Here is a 13,891-nt window from a genome sequence, read left to right on the forward strand (position 1 = left end):
GGCAAAGGGCGACTCTCAAGCGTAACGTGCCGCGAATCGTCCCTCGTACGCGATCTTGCCTATCCCCACGGGCCCGGGAAATGGCCGCTCACGCCTCCAGCCCCTTCCGCCACCGCGCGTCCGACGCCTTCGCCCACAGGGCCGGGAACTCCCGTTCGTAGCGTTCCGCGCACTGTTCCTCGCGGCCGTGGAGCACCCCGAAGGTGAACGCGGACTCCCCCGCCGCCTCCGCGTCGGCGGCGATGGCGCGCAGGGCGTCGCGGGCCATGACGCTGTCCTGGTGCTCGCCCAGCAGCGACTGGACCGCCTTCATCCGCTTGGCGAAGCGCTTGGCGTCCTTGCCCAGCGCGGCCGTGGCCGCCTCCGCGCCGTACCGGGCGCGCTTGGCCGCCTTGCGGGCGTCGTGCAGGGCGACGTCCCGGTCGTGGCCGGCTTCGGTGCTCAGGGCGTGCTCGACGCGGCCGGCGAGGCGCGCGTAGTCGGAGAGCACGGCCTTGGCCAGGACCTGGCGGGCCGGGTGGTCGGCGGCGGGGCGCAGGGGCGGGTCGGCGAGGAGGGCGGTGAGGGTGTCGAGGAGGCGCAGGTAGCGCTTGCCGTCGAGGACGGCGGTCAGGTGGCGGCGGGAGCCGGTGCGGCCGTCGCCGGACCAGGTGCGCAGCCGGGCGTGGACGGGGCCGTGCACGAGGTCGGGCGGCACCTCGTCGAGGCGCGCGTTCAGTCGTTCGGCGAGGACTTCGCGGTCGCGGTCGACGCCGAGTTCGGCGGCCAGCCACTTGAGCTCCTCGCCGACGGGGTCGGTGACACGGCGGTCGAGGACCTTGCGGTACGTACGGAAGGCGCTGCGCAGCCGGCGGGTGGCGACGCGCATCTGGTGGACGGCGTCCTCGGTGCCGCGGCGGGCGCCGGGGTCGAGGGCGGCGACGGCTTCGGCCTGTTCGCGGAGGAAGGCGAGGACGTGGTCGCCGGCGCAGGCCTTCCGGGAGGGCCTCTTGGGGGCGGGCGCGGGGGCGCCCGCCCCCGTCTCCTTCAGTGCCCGGGCGAGTTTGCTCGGTGCCTTGGAGGGGCGCAGGCCGGCCGCGCGCAGGTGGGGCTCGAGGGCGTCGAGGAGGGCGGGGTCGCCGTCGGGGGCGAGTTCGACCTCGACCTCGGTCCAGGAGGCGGTGCCTCCGGCGCCGGTGATCAGGGTGGCCGTGACGTCGTCGGTGCTGGCCTCGGCGAGCAGCGTGCCGTGGTCGTCGAGCAGGTGCCGCACCTCGCGGCGGGAGACGATGCGGATCAGCGGTGTCAGGGGGGCGCCGCGGGTGCGGGAGCGGACGAGGGCGGCGAGTGTGCGGGGGACGCCGTTGGAGAGGGGGGCGCGGACTTCGTCCCGTATGCCGGGGGCGACCGGCAGTTTGACGTGCCAGCCGGCGTCGGTTCCGCCGGTGCGGCGGCGGAGGGTGATGCCGGCCGCGGCGAGGCGGTGGTCGGCGGTGTCGTAGTAGACGGCGTCGAGTTCGGCCGTGCCCCGGTCGGTGACGCTCGCGACGGGCGCGGCCGCGCTCAGGTCGGGGAGCGGGGGCGTGCCGCCGGCGCCGGCTCCGGCTTCGTACTTCCGCTCGATCTCCCTCACGGTGTCCGCCATGAAGCCGAATCTAGTGCGCGGAGGGCGGGCGGACCAGGTCGCTTTCGGGACCTGGTCGCCTGGCCCCGGGGCCAGGCGGACATCCGCCGCCGGGGCTAGGCGGACATCGGGCGCTGGACCTTGATCGACTGGAGGAGTCCGACCGCTATCCAGGCCGCGAACATCGACGATCCTCCGTAGGAGACGAAGGGCAGCGGGAGGCCGGTGACGGGCATGATCCCGAGCGTCATGCCGATGTTCTCGAAGCTCTGGAAGGCGAACCAGGCGATGATCCCGGCGGCCACGATGGTGCCGTAGAGCTCGGTGGTCTCGCGGGCGATGCGGCAGGCGCGCCACAGGACGACGCCCATCAGGAAGATGATGGCGCCGGCGCCGACGAAGCCGAGTTCCTCGCCGGCCACGGTGAAGATGAAGTCGGTCTGCTGTTCGGGCACGAACTGGCCGGTGGTCTGGGAGCCGTGGAAGAGGCCGGAGCCCATGAGGCCGCCGGAGCCGATGGCGATGCGGGCCTGGTTGGTGTTGTAGCCGACGCCGGCGGGGTCGAGGGCGGGGTTGGCGAAGGCGGCGAAGCGGTTGATCTGGTACTCGTCGAGGACGCCGAGCTGCCAGACCAGGACGCAGCCGATGACGCCCGTTCCGATGAGGCCCGCGATCCAGCGGTTGGAGGCGCCGGAGGCCAGCAGCACGGCGAGCACGATGACCACCAGGACCATGACCGAGCCGAGGTCGGGCATCAGCAGGATGATCACGATGGGCAGGGCGGCGAGGCCGAGGGCCTCCATGACGGTGCGGTGGTCGGGCTGGCGCCGGTCGCCGGCGTCGACCTTGCCGGCCAGCAGCATGGCCATGCCCAGGATGATGGTGATCTTCGTGAACTCGGAGGGCTGGATGGAGAAGCCGCCGCCGAGCTGGATCCAGGAGCGGGCGCCGTTGATGGTGGCGCCGAGCGGGGTGAGCACGGCGAGGATGAAGAGCACGGAGATGCCGTAGAGGATCGGCACGGCGCCGCGCAGCGCCCGGTGGCCGACCCAGACCGCGCCGAGGGCCAGGGCGAGGCCGATGCCGGTGTTGAGGATGTTGCGCAGCAGGAAGTAGTACGGGTCGCCCTGGTTGAGCTCGGTGCGGTTGCGGGTGGCGGAGTACACGAGCAGGGTGCCGATGCCGGACAGGGCGAGGGCGGCGAGCAGCATGACCCAGTCCAGGCGGCGCAGGACGGAGTCGCGGGCGGTGAGGCGGGACCAGGTGCCGCGCTCGGGGGTGAAGCGGCGTACGGGGTAGCCGCCGGCGGTGCTCACCGGTCGTCGTCCTCCTTCCGGGACGGGGACTGCTCCGGCGAGGCCGGGGCGTCCGAGGCCGGCGCGTCCGAGGGCGGGGCCGAGGAGCCGTCGGAGGCGGAGGCCGAGGGGGTGGGCGTGGGCGAGGCGATGGGCTGGGCCTCGATGGTGCCGTCCTTCTCGATGGTGGGCAGCTTGCTCTCGGGGTGCGGGAGCAGGGCCCTCTTCGCGTCGATCTTGCCCTTGTCGTCGGCGCCGTAGAGGGCGTTGTAGATCTTGCGGACGGCGGGGCCGGAGGCGCCGGAGCCGGTGCCGCCCTGGGAGATCGTCATGATGATCGTGTAGTCGGCGGTGTAGGTGGCGATCCACGAGGTGGTCTGCTTGCCGTAGACCTCGGCGGTGCCGGTCTTGGCGTGCATGGGGATCTCCTTCTGCGGCCAGCCCTCGAACCGCCAGGCGGCGGTACCCCGGGTGGCGACGCCGGCGAGGGCGGCGTCGATCTGGTCCCGCGTCCTGGAGTCGAACGGCAGTTTGCCGTGGGAGGCGGGCTTGATCTCGTGGACGCTCCGGCCGTCGGGGCTGATCACGGCCTTGCCGACGGTGGGGTTGTAGAGGGTGCCGCCGTTGCTGATGGCGGCGTAGATGGTGGCCATCTGGATGGGGGTGACGAGGGTGTCGCCCTGGCCGATGGAGTAGTTGACGGAGTCACCGGCGCGCATCCGCATGCCCGACTCGCAGTTCTCCTTGGCGATCTTCCCGGCGTAGCTGTCGTCCTTGCCGCCCTGCTTGCACCAGACGTCCTTGTTGGCCTCCCAGTACGACTTCTTCCACTGGCGGTCGGGGACGCGGCCGCGGACCTCGTTGGGCAGGTCGATGCCGGTCTCCTTGCCGAGACCGAACTGGTGGGCGGTCTTGTAGAACCAGTCGCCGGGGTGCTTGGGCTTGTTGCCGCCGTCCTTCTGCCACTGGCGGTAGGCCAGGTCGTAGAAGACGGTGTCGCAGGAGACCTCCAGCGCCCGCCCGAGGTTGATGGGCCCGTAGCCCTTGGACTCGAAGTTCTTGAAGACCTGTCCGCCGATGTTGTACGCGCTGGAGCAGTTGTAGCTGCCGTTGAAGTCGTACCCGGCGTTGACCGCCGCCGTGGTGGAGATGACCTTGAAGATGGAGCCCGGGGCGGCCTGGCCCTGGATGGCGCGGTTGAGCAGCGGGTAGTCGGAGTCCTTGCCGGTGAGGTCCTGGTAGTCCTTGGCCGAGATGCCGCCCACCCAGGCGTTGGGGTCGTAGGTGGGGTTGGAGGCCATGGAGACGACGCGGCCGGTCTTGGACTCCAGCACCACGACGGCGCCGGAGTCGGCCTTGTAGGGGACGCCGGTGTTGCGGTCGATCTCCTTGCGGGCGTCCTTCATCGCCTGGTCCAGCTCGCGTTCCGCTATGGCCTGCACCCGGGCGTCGATGCTGGTGACGATGTTGGCACCGGGGACGGCCTTGTCGCTCTTGGCCTTGCCGATGACGCGGCCGAGGTTGTCGACCTCGTAGCGGGTGACGCCGGCCTTGCCGCGCAGCTCGGTGTCGTACTGCCGCTCGAGCCCCGAGCGGCCGATCTGGTCGGAGCGCAGCAGCGGGGAGCGGCCGTTCTTGGCCTTGGCGATCTCCTCGTCGGTGACGGGCGAGAGATAGCCGAGGACCTGGGCGGTGTTGGAGCCGCCCGGGCCGGCGTAGCGGCGTACGGCCGTGGGCTCGGCCGTGATGCCGGGGAAGTCCTCCTGGCGCTCGCGGATCTGCAGCGCCTGCTGGGTGGTGGCCTCGTCGGTGATGGGGATGGGCTGGTAGGGCGAGCCGGCCCAGCAGGGCTTGGGGGTCCTGGCGTCGCACAGCCGGACCTTGGCGGCGACCTCCTCCGGCTTGAGGCCCAGGACGCCGGCCAGGCGGGCCAGGACGGCCCGGCCCTTGTCCTTCATCTTCATCAGGTCGGTGCGGCTGGCGGAGACCACCAGGCGGGTCTCGTTGTCGGCGAGCGGCACGCCGCGGGCGTCGAGGATCGAGCCGCGGGTGGCGGGGGCGACGACCTGCTGGATGTGGTTGTCGGCGGCTTCGGCGGTGTACTGGTCGCCGTTGCGGATCTGCAGGTACCACAGCCGCCCGCCGAGGGTGAGCAGCAGCGAGAAGACGAGGATCTGGATGACGACCAGCCGGATGGTGATGCGCGAGGTCCGCCCGGTCTCCGGGAGGTTGCTCACAGCCGCTTGACCCCCTTGATCCGCTTCGCGGGCCTGGGCATCAGGCCGGTGCGCTGGGCGCCCATCCGGCTCGTCCGGACGCCCAGGCGGCTTCTGCGCTTCGGGCGGCTCATCCGGCCCATCCGGAAGCCGCCGGACCCGCGCTTGTACGCGCCGTCGCCGCCGGCCGCGACGGCCGTGCCGTCACCGGTGAGCGGGTCGGCGACCGTGCGCCGGGCGATCGCCATGATCAGCGGCACCGTGAAGGGCGCCAGCAACAGGTCGTACAGCGCCGCGGTGGACACCAGCCCGGTCAGGCCCACATGGCGGGCCGCGGTGTCGCCGGCGAGGGAGCCGACGCCCGCGTACAGCAGCGTGGAGGCTACGGCCGCGCCGACGACCGCCAGCATGGGCACCGTGGCCGAGCGCAGCTGGCCGTTGTCCGGACGGGCCAGGCCCACCAGATAGCCGATCAGGCACAGCACGAGGGCGTAGCGCCCGGTGGCGTGGTCGGCGGGCGGGGCGATGTCGGCCAGCAGGCCCGCACCGAAGCCGATGAGGGCGCCGGCGGTATGGCCGTAGACCAGGCCGAGGCCGACGACGACGAGCAGCAGCAGGTCGGGGACGGCGCCGGGGAGGTGGAGGCGGGCGAAGACGCTCACCTGCACCACGAGGGCCACCATCACGAGTACGGCCGAGAGCAGGATCCGGTTCAGGCGCATCGGTCAGTCCTGGGGTTTGGCGCTCGGGGAGGGGGTGACGGTGACGGTCACGGTGGGGGTGGGCTTGGGAGCCTCGGGTTTGGGCGGCAGGACGGTGTCGCGCGGGTCCTCGCGCGGCGCCTCGACGACGACGCCGACGAGGTCGAGCTTGCTGAAGCCGACGAAGGGGCGGACCTGCAGGGTGCGGGTCAGGCCGCCGCCGGCGGGCTCGACGCGGGTGACCTCGCCGACGGGAACGCCGGCGACGAAGGGCTTGTCCTTGCTGGAGCCGAAGGTGACCAGGCGGTCGCCCTCATGGACGACGGCCTTGCCGTTGAGGAGTTCGACGCGCAGCAGCCGGTCGCCCTGACCGCCGGCGAAGCCGATCTCGCCGGTCTTCTCCATGCGGGTGCCGACGGTGAACTTGGGGTCGCTGGCGAGCAGGACGGTGGCGGTGGAGGGGCCGACCGTGGTGACGCGTCCGACGAGGCCGTCGCCGTTGAGCACGGTCATGTCGCGCTTGATGCCGTCGTTGGCGCCGACGTCGATGGTGACGGTCCATGAGAAGCCCTGCGCGGCTCCTATGGCGATGACCTGGGCGCCCTTGATGCCGTACTGGCCCCGGCCCGCCGTCTTGAGCATGGCGTCCAGCTCGCGCAGCCGGCCGCGGTTGCGGTCGCTGCTGCCCAGCCGTTGCTTGAGGGCGGTGTTCTCGCGCTCGAGCTCGGAGATCCGGCTGCTGCGGTCGCCCGAGTCCCGTACGGCCGCGATGGCGTCGCCGAACGGGTCGACGGCGTCGGCGACGCCCTCCTCCACCGGGCCGAAGACGGAGGCGGCCGCGTGCCGGGCGCCGTCGAGCGGGGACTGTTCACCGCCACGGATGTCGACCGTGATCAGCGCGAAGGCGATCGCGATCAGCAGCACCAGCAGCAGCCGGCTCTCTCGTGTGTCCCTCACGTGCGGCGGCGGGCCCTTCTCGTGGGACCGCCCGGCTGCGGGACCGGGCGGTCATCGGAAGCGTTCTGCCTGTATATCAGGTTGTTCCGGCGCCATCGGCGCGCCGGGAGCCGGGGGCGTGCGCCCTACCGGCGGGGCTGGGCGTCCAGCACCTGCTGGAGGGCCTCGAACTCCTCCACGCACTTGCCGGACCCCAGGGCGACGGAGTCCAGCGGGTCCTCGGCGATGTGGATCGGCATGCCGGTCTCGCGGCGCAGCCGCTCGTCGAGGCCGCGCAGAAGAGCGCCGCCGCCGGTGAGAACGATCCCGCGGTCCATCACGTCACCGGAGAGCTCCGGCGGGCACTTGTCGAGGGTGGTCTTGACCGCGTCCACGATGGAGTTGACGGGCTCCTCGATGGCCTTGCGGACCTCGGCGGCCGAGATGACGACGGTCTTGGGCAGGCCGCTGACGAGGTCACGACCGCGGATCTCGGTGTGCTCGTCCTGCTCGAGGTCGTAGGCCGAACCGATGGTGATCTTGATTTGTTCGGCGGTGCGCTCGCCCAGCAGGAGGGAGTACTCCTTCTTGATGTGCTGGATGATCGCGTTGTCGAGCTCGTCGCCGGCGACCCGGATGGACTGCGCGGTGACGATGCCGCCGAGGGAGATCACGGCGACCTCGGTGGTGCCGCCGCCGATGTCGACGACCATGTTGCCGGTCGCCTCGTGGACGGGCAGGCCCGAGCCGATGGCCGCGGCCATGGGCTCCTCGATGATGTGCACCTGCCGGGCGCCGGCCTGGGTGGAGGCCTCGATCACCGCACGCCGCTCGACCCCTGTGATACCGGAGGGCACGCAGACGACGACGCGCGGACGGGCCATCCAGCGGCGCTTGTGGATTTTGAGGATGAAGTAGCGGAGCATCCGCTCGGTGATCTCGAAGTCGGCGATGACGCCGTCCTTGAGGGGGCGTACCGCGACGATGTTGCCGGGGGTCCGGCCGATCATCTTCTTGGCTTCCGCCCCGACCGCGAGGATGCCGCCGGTGTTGGTATTGATCGCGACGACTGACGGCTCGTTGAGGACGATCCCGCGGCCTCTGACGTACACCAGCGTGTTGGCGGTCCCGAGGTCGACAGCCATGTCACGGCCGATGAACGACATGTTGTTCCCCATGAGGATACGTCTGGCCTTCCCAGTTTGAGCGAATGCTTACTCGAGGTCGGCAGGTGTGGTGCGCTGCGGGGCGCGGAGCTTCATCGTAGTCTCGCCCACTCGAACGTGGCGCGAGGGTTCCTCCGCCATTGTCGGCGGAACACGAGCCGCCCCCAGTAATGGTGACGTCGTGTCGGAGTGAGAGGTTCCCTCCTTCGGTGCGGCATATGCCAGAGGGCGACCGAAAAGAAATCGGTCGCCCCTGATCAGAATAGATGTTCCCCTGGTCCGCTATCAGGCAAGGCCGGGAAAGAAAATCTTGATTTCCCGCTGTGCGGACTCCTCGGAGTCCGAGGCGTGGATGAGGTTCTCGCGCGTGATGGTGCCGAAGTCACCACGGATGGAGCCGGGAGCGGCCGAGATGGGGTCGGTCGGACCCGCCAGCGCCCGGACGCCCTCGATGACGCGCTCGCCCTCGACGACCAGGGCCACGACCGGGCCGGAGGACATGAAGCCCATCAGCGGCTCGTAGAACTCACGGCCGACGTGCTCGGCGTAGTGCTGCTCCAGCGTGGCGCGGTCCAGGGTGCGCAGCTCCAGCGCGCCGATCGTCCAGCCGGCCTTCCGCTCGATGCGGCCGATGATCTCGCCGATCAACCCACGGCGGATCGCGTCAGGCTTGAGAAGGACGAGGGTGCGCTGGCTCATACGTACGGCTCCTTGCGGGCAGGCAATCGGATGCGGTGGGGCGAAGGGTACAGGGACGCCCTCGCCCACCCACAACCGGACTACGCGGCGTCCGCCGCAGCGGCCGCCGCGAAGCGTGCCTTCGCCTCGTCGACCTTGCGGCCGAAGTGGACCGAGGCCCACCACAGGCCGGCGAAGACCGCGCCGAGGATGAACATCGTCGGGACGACCAGGCCGCTGGCGATCAGCCCGATCTGCAGCGCCCAGCCCAGCTGGACGCCGCCCGGCCGGGTGAGCATCCCGCACAGCAGCACGCTCAGCACCATCGCGGTGCCGCTGACGGCCCAGACCGTGCCCGTGGACAGGTCCGAGGTCTGCATCGCCACCAGGCCGGCGAAGCCGATGACGAAGAATTCACCGATCAGAGTGCTCGCGCACAGCGTCCGCATGTCAGCCCCTTCCGAGCAGCAGCCGGGCCTCGCCGACCGTGATCACCGAACCGGTCACCAGGACGCCGGCGCCGGAGTACTCGCTCTCCTCCTCCGCGAGGGTGATCGCGGCCTCGAGGGCGTCGTCCAGGCGCGGCTCGACCTGCACGCGCTCGGAGCCGAAGACCTCGACGGCCAGCGCCGCCAGCTCGTCGACGTCCATGGCGCGCGGGGTGGAGTTCCGGGTGACGACGACCTCGGCGAAGATCGGCTCGAAGGCCTCCAGCAGGCCGCGCACGTCCTTGTCGGCGCTGGTGCCGACGACGCCGATGAGGCGGCTGAAGCCGAAGGCCTCGGTGATGCCGTCGGCGGTGACGGCGGCGCCCGCCGGGTTGTGCGCGGCGTCCAGGACGACCGTGGGGCTGCGGCGCACGACCTCGAGCCGGCCCGGCGAGGTGACGGAGGCGAAGGCGCGGCGGACGGTGTCGATGTCGAGCGTGCGGGCGTGCTGCGAGCCGATGCCGAAGAACGCCTCGACGGCGGCGAGCGCGACGGCGGCGTTGTGCGCCTGGTGGGCGCCGTAGAGGGGGAGGAAGAGCTCCTCGTAGTCGCCGCCGAGGCCGCGCAGGGTCAGCAGCTGGCCGCCGACGGCGACCTCGCGGGCGGTGACGCCGAACTCCATGCCCTCGCGGGCGACCGTGGCGTCGACGTCGACGGAGTGCTTGAGCAGCACCTGGGCCGCGTCCACCGGCTGCTGGGCGAGCACGACGGTGGCGCCGGACTTGATGATCCCGGCCTTCTCGCGGGCGATGTCGCCGGGGGTGGAGCCGAGCCGGTCGGTGTGGTCGAGCGAGATGGGGGTGACGACGGCGACGGAGCCGTCGATGACGTTGGTGGCGTCCCAGGTGCCGCCCATGCCGACCTCGACGACGGCGACGTCGACGGGGGCGTCGGCGAAGGCCGCGTAGGCCATGCCCGTGAGGACCTCGAAGAAGGAGAGGCGGTGCTCCTCGCGCTCGTCGACCATCCGGACGTACGGCTCGATGTCGCGGTAGGTCTCGATGAAGCGCTCGGCGGCGATCGGAGCGCCGTCCAGGCTGATGCGCTCGGTGACGGACTGGACGTGGGGGCTGGTGTAGCGGCCGGTGCGCAGGTCGAAGGCGGCCAGGAGGGCCTCGATCATGCGGGCGGTGCTGGTCTTGCCGTTGGTGCCGGTGATGTGGATCGAGGGGTACGCGCGCTGCGGCTGGCCCAGGATGTCCATCAGGGCTTCCACGCGGACCAGCGAGGGGTCCAGCTTGGTCTCGCCCCAGCGGCCCGCGAGCTCGGTCTCCACCTCGCGCAGCGCCCGGTCCACCTCGGGGTCCTCCGGGCGGGCGGGTACGCCGTCGCCCTGCGGGGGGCCGCCCTGGGTGCGCAGGGTGCGGCTTCCGGCCTCGATCACGGCCAGGTCGGGGTCGCGGTCGGTCTCGGCTTCGACGATGTCCTCGAACCGGTCGGCCGGACCGGTTTCGCCGGATTCGCCGGGTTCGATATCGCCGTTGTCGTCGTTCAGGGGGCGCTCGCTCACGGCGCCCAGTCTACGGACCGGGGGCGCGCGGAGGGCCGGGGCACCCGCCGGAGCATCGGGAGCGCTCGCATCCGCTTTGGCATACGGTTTTTCCGAAAGATCCGTTGAGTGTGTTTCCGACGGGCGTTCGGCAGGTGAGAGTCATGGGGTCCGAGGACCGGGACCGGCTCCAGGCGGTCCTGGAGGCGCTGCCCGCCGGCGCGGTGCTGCAGAGCCCGTCCGACGAGGTGCTGGCGGTCAACCGGAGGTTCACCGCCATGTTCGGCACGGACGGCGGGGCCGGCCTCTCCCCCGGCCGGCACGTCCACCGGGTGGCCGAGATCCGGCTCGAGGACGGGCGCGTCGTCCGGCGGGTGGTCGAGCCGCTGCGCAGGAACGGCGCGTACCTGGGCGCCCTGTGGATGTTCACGGACATCAGCGACGCCAAGCGACGCGAGCGCGACCTGGAGCGCGACAACCGGGCGCTGACGGAGCTGGCCCGGCAGCGCAACACCTTCACCGCCGCCGCCTCCCACGAGCTGCGCACCCCGCTCACCTCCATCAGCAGCTTCGGCGAGCTGCTGGCGGACCCGGCCTTCGGCACCCTCACCGCCGAGCAGGCCTCCTTCCTCGACGCCATCCGGCGCAACGCCGGGCGGATGCAGCGGGTGATCTCCGACCTGCTGCTGACCACCCGCCTGCGGGCCTCCGGGCCCGAGCTGGAGTTCGCTCCCGTGGACGTACCGCGCATGCTGCAGGACGCCGTCATGGACCAGATGGGGGCGATCGAGCGGGCGGGCCTGTTCGCCGTGCTGGACTGCGCGAGCGGCCCCGCGCTGCGCGGCGACGGGCACCGGCTGCGGCATGTGCTGGGCAACCTGCTGGAGAACGCCGCGAAGTTCACCCCGCCCGGCGGCGACATCACCGTCACGGCCGCCCCCCGCGGCCCCTACTGGGACATCGAGGTGGCCGACACCGGCATCGGCATCCCCGAGGAGGCCCGCCACGAGATCTTCACCGGCTTCGTCCGGGCGTCCAACGCCCGCTCCGGCGGCTACCCCGGGACGGGGCTGGGCCTGGCCATCGGGCGCAGCGTCGTCGAGCAGCACGGCGGCGCCATCTCGGCGGGGGCCGGGAGGGGAAGGGGCCGTCTTCCGCGTCCGGCTGCCGATCGCGGGGCCGCCGCCCACCGGCCGGGAGGACGTGTGACCGGCAACCCGGCCCGGGAGGGCGCATGATCCGTACCCCCGCCCCGGAGGACGCATGACCCGCATCCTCGTCGTGGAGGACGACCCCGACCTCGGCCTCGCCCTGCGCGTGCTGCTCACCCGCGCCGGCTACGAGGTGGCCCACGCCGACGACGGCCGCGAGGCCCTGCGGCTGCTGTTCGCCGAGCGGCCGGGCCTGCTGCTCCTGGACATCGGGCTGCCCGGCCTCGACGGCTGGGAGGTGCTCGAGCGCACCCGGGACATGAGCGACCTGCCCGTGCTGCTGCTCACGGCCCGCGGCGCCGAGAGCGACCGCGTGCGCGGCCTGCGCGCCGGCGCGGACGACTATCTGCCCAAGCCGTTCGGCAACGACGAGCTGCTGGCCCGGGTCGAGGCCCTGCTGCGGCGCAGCGCGCCGACCCGCTGGGCGGGCGACTCGTTCGGCGGGGACGGGCTGCGGCTGGTGCCCGAGCGGCGCTCGGCGGTGTGGCAGGGGCACGAGGCGCGGCTCAGCGACATCGAGTACCGGCTGCTGCAGGTGCTCGTCCGCAACCGGGGCCGGGTGATCACCACCGAGCAGTTGCTCGACCGGGTGTGGGACGACCCGGAGGGCACGGGCCGGGAGCGGGTGAAGTTCGCGGTGCTGCGGCTGCGGCGCAAGCTGCGCCAGGCCGCCGGGGACGAGGCCGCCGACCCGCTGGAGGCCGTGCGCGGCCTGGGCTACCGCTACCGCGCGCCGGACGGGCCGGCGGGCGGGGAGCACGGGGGCGCGGGAGGGGGCGGAGGAGGGGGCGAAGGTCCCTGACCCGGCCGGGACCTAGGTCACCGATCATCCGGTCGCAACCGTCCGGCAACCGAAGTCCCCCCGGAAGGGCAACCGAGGAACCGCAGGCTCTGGTGCTGTCCCCACACGCCAGCTCAGGAGTCCCTCGTGCAGCCCCTGCCCCCGCGGAGTGTCGCCGTCGTCCTCGGTACCCGCCCCGAGCTCGTCAAGCTCACCGACCTCGTGCGCCTGCTGGGCCCGGCGGCCCACCTGGTGCACACGGGACAGCACTACGACGAGGAGCTGTCGGGCCGCTTCCTGACCGAGCTGGGCCTGCCGGAGCCGACCTTCCTGACCGGCGTCGGCGGTCGTCCGCGCGCGGTGCAGATATCCGCCGCCCTCGCCCAGCTCGACGCGCTCTTCACCGCCGAGCCGCCGCTGGCCGTCGTCGTGCAGGGCGACACCAACGCCGCTCTCGCGGGTGCCCTGGCCGCCAACGCCCGCGGCATCCCCCTGGTGCACGTCGAGGCCGGCCTGCGCAGCCACGACCGCGCCATGCCCGAGGAGCACAACCGGGTCCTGATCGACCGCGTCGCCGACGTGTTGTGCGCCGCCACCGAGGACAACCGGGCGAACCTGCTCGCCGAGGGTGTCGCCGACGCCCGCATCGCCGTCACCGGCAACACCGTCGTCGAGGCCGTACGCAACCAGCTGCCCGGCGAGCGGGAGCGCGCGGCGCTCCTGGCCCGGCAGGGTCTTGTGGCCGACGGCTATGTCCTGGCCACCGTGCACCGGCCCGAGAACACCGACTCGGCCGAGGCGCTGCGGGCGATCCTGCGCGAGCTGGGCGCCCTCGCCACCGCCGACCGCCCGGTCGTGCTGCCGCTGCACCCGCGCACCCGGGCCCGCGTGGAGGCCGCCGGCCTCACGGACCTGCTGGCCCCGCTCACGGTGACCGCGCCCCTGGGCTACTCCGAGTTCCTCGCGCTGGCCCGCCACTCGGCGCTGCTGGTGTCGGACTCCGGCGGCATCCAGGAGGAGTGCACGGTCCTGGGCCGCCCGCTGGTGGTCGTCCGCCGCTCCACGGAGCGGCCGGAGGCCATGGCCGACTTCGCGGACCTGGTCGAGCCGGGCGCCGCCATCGGCGCGGCCGCACGCCGCCGGCTGGCTTCCGGCGCGCAGGAACTGGAGCGCCTGGCCGCCCTGCCGAGCCCCTTCGGGGACGGCCTGGCGTCGGACCGCATCGTGGCGCTGCTGACGGCGATCGGCGCGCCGGCGGAGCTGGCCGCCGCCGCGTAAGGGTTCCTTCCCAGCCCCGCCCTTCCCGTAACCGGGGCTCCGCCCCGTA

12 protein-coding genes are annotated in these 13,891 nt (G+C 72.3%); 3 read left to right on the forward strand and 9 right to left on the reverse strand.

Translation table 11 applies throughout. The features are described from left to right. Positions 1–88 precede the first annotated feature (88 nt). From J1792_RS30850 to folC, 9 genes are all read right to left on the reverse strand, one after another. Positions 89–1,624, reverse strand: coding sequence for a CYTH and CHAD domain-containing protein (locus J1792_RS30850; RefSeq protein ID WP_207248649.1), 1,536 nt, complete (start codon positions 1,622–1,624; stop codon positions 89–91). Positions 1,625–1,719: 95 nt separating this feature from the next. Further along, positions 1,720–2,919 carry a rod shape-determining protein RodA gene (rodA, locus tag J1792_RS30855; RefSeq protein WP_086568914.1) on the reverse strand — a complete coding sequence of 400 codons (1,200 nt, stop codon included), beginning with the start codon at positions 2,917–2,919 and terminating at the stop codon, positions 1,720–1,722. After that, entirely contained in the window at positions 2,916–5,135 is a 2,220-nt protein-coding gene (gene mrdA / locus J1792_RS30860; RefSeq protein WP_086568912.1) for a penicillin-binding protein 2, read from the reverse strand. The genes rodA and mrdA overlap by 4 nt, the downstream gene beginning before the upstream one ends. Next, positions 5,132–5,836 carry a rod shape-determining protein MreD gene (gene mreD / locus J1792_RS30865; RefSeq protein ID WP_086568911.1) on the reverse strand — a complete coding sequence of 235 codons (705 nt, stop codon included), beginning with the start codon at positions 5,834–5,836 and terminating at the stop codon, positions 5,132–5,134. The genes mrdA and mreD overlap by 4 nt, the downstream gene beginning before the upstream one ends. Positions 5,837–5,839: 3 nt before the next feature. After that, the gene (gene mreC, locus J1792_RS30870) at positions 5,840–6,772 is read right to left on the reverse strand and encodes a rod shape-determining protein MreC (protein ID WP_207248650.1); all 933 of its coding nucleotides are present in this window, start codon (positions 6,770–6,772) and stop codon (positions 5,840–5,842) included. Positions 6,773–6,897: 125 nt separating this feature from the next. Continuing rightward, the gene (locus J1792_RS30875; protein ID WP_004950903.1) at positions 6,898–7,917 is read right to left on the reverse strand and encodes a rod shape-determining protein; all 1,020 of its coding nucleotides are present in this window, start codon (positions 7,915–7,917) and stop codon (positions 6,898–6,900) included. Between the two features lie 285 nt (positions 7,918–8,202). Next, positions 8,203–8,616 (reverse strand): nucleoside-diphosphate kinase, encoded by a 414-nt coding sequence (ndk, locus tag J1792_RS30880; protein ID WP_086575476.1) that lies wholly within the window; start codon positions 8,614–8,616, stop codon positions 8,203–8,205. A gap of 80 nt (positions 8,617–8,696) precedes the next feature. Next, positions 8,697–9,044, reverse strand: a complete 348-nt coding sequence (locus J1792_RS30885; protein WP_086575478.1) for a DUF4233 domain-containing protein — start codon at positions 9,042–9,044, stop codon at positions 8,697–8,699. 1 nt (position 9,045) lies between these two features. Then, positions 9,046–10,593, reverse strand: coding sequence for a bifunctional tetrahydrofolate synthase/dihydrofolate synthase (gene folC, locus J1792_RS30890; RefSeq protein WP_207248651.1), 1,548 nt, complete (start codon positions 10,591–10,593; stop codon positions 9,046–9,048). 143 nt (positions 10,594–10,736) lie between these two features. On the opposite strand from folC, the gene J1792_RS30895 reads away from it, so the two are divergent. The 3 genes from J1792_RS30895 (at position 10,737) to wecB (ending at position 13,842) form a co-directional block, all read left to right on the forward strand. Beyond that, the gene (locus J1792_RS30895) at positions 10,737–11,810 is read left to right on the forward strand and encodes a sensor histidine kinase (RefSeq protein ID WP_242646823.1); all 1,074 of its coding nucleotides are present in this window, start codon (positions 10,737–10,739) and stop codon (positions 11,808–11,810) included. Between the two features lie 25 nt (positions 11,811–11,835). After that, on the forward strand, positions 11,836–12,585 hold the full coding sequence (locus J1792_RS30900) for a response regulator transcription factor (protein ID WP_207248652.1): 750 nt from the start codon (positions 11,836–11,838) through the stop codon (positions 12,583–12,585). 126 nt (positions 12,586–12,711) lie between these two features. After that, positions 12,712–13,842, forward strand: coding sequence for a non-hydrolyzing UDP-N-acetylglucosamine 2-epimerase (gene wecB / locus J1792_RS30905; RefSeq protein ID WP_207248653.1), 1,131 nt, complete (start codon positions 12,712–12,714; stop codon positions 13,840–13,842). Positions 13,843–13,891 lie beyond the last annotated feature (49 nt).

This window comes from Streptomyces triculaminicus (assembly GCF_017349075.1).
Taxonomy (GTDB): domain Bacteria; phylum Actinomycetota; class Actinomycetes; order Streptomycetales; family Streptomycetaceae; genus Streptomyces; species Streptomyces triculaminicus.

Coding starts and splice junctions, on each gene's coding strand:
- J1792_RS30885 (WP_086575478.1), bottom strand. CDS start 9,044: ATGCGGACGCTGTGCGCGAGCACTCTGATCGGTGAATTCTTCGTCATC.
- J1792_RS30895 (WP_242646823.1), top strand. CDS start 10,737: ATGGGGTCCGAGGACCGGGACCGGCTCCAGGCGGTCCTGGAGGCGCTG.
- mreD (WP_086568911.1), bottom strand. CDS start 5,836: ATGCGCCTGAACCGGATCCTGCTCTCGGCCGTACTCGTGATGGTGGCC.
- ndk (WP_086575476.1), bottom strand. CDS start 8,616: ATGAGCCAGCGCACCCTCGTCCTTCTCAAGCCTGACGCGATCCGCCGT.
- J1792_RS30850 (WP_207248649.1), bottom strand. CDS start 1,624: ATGGCGGACACCGTGAGGGAGATCGAGCGGAAGTACGAAGCCGGAGCC.
- J1792_RS30875 (WP_004950903.1), bottom strand. CDS start 7,917: ATGTCGTTCATCGGCCGTGACATGGCTGTCGACCTCGGGACCGCCAAC.
- J1792_RS30900 (WP_207248652.1), top strand. CDS start 11,836: ATGACCCGCATCCTCGTCGTGGAGGACGACCCCGACCTCGGCCTCGCC.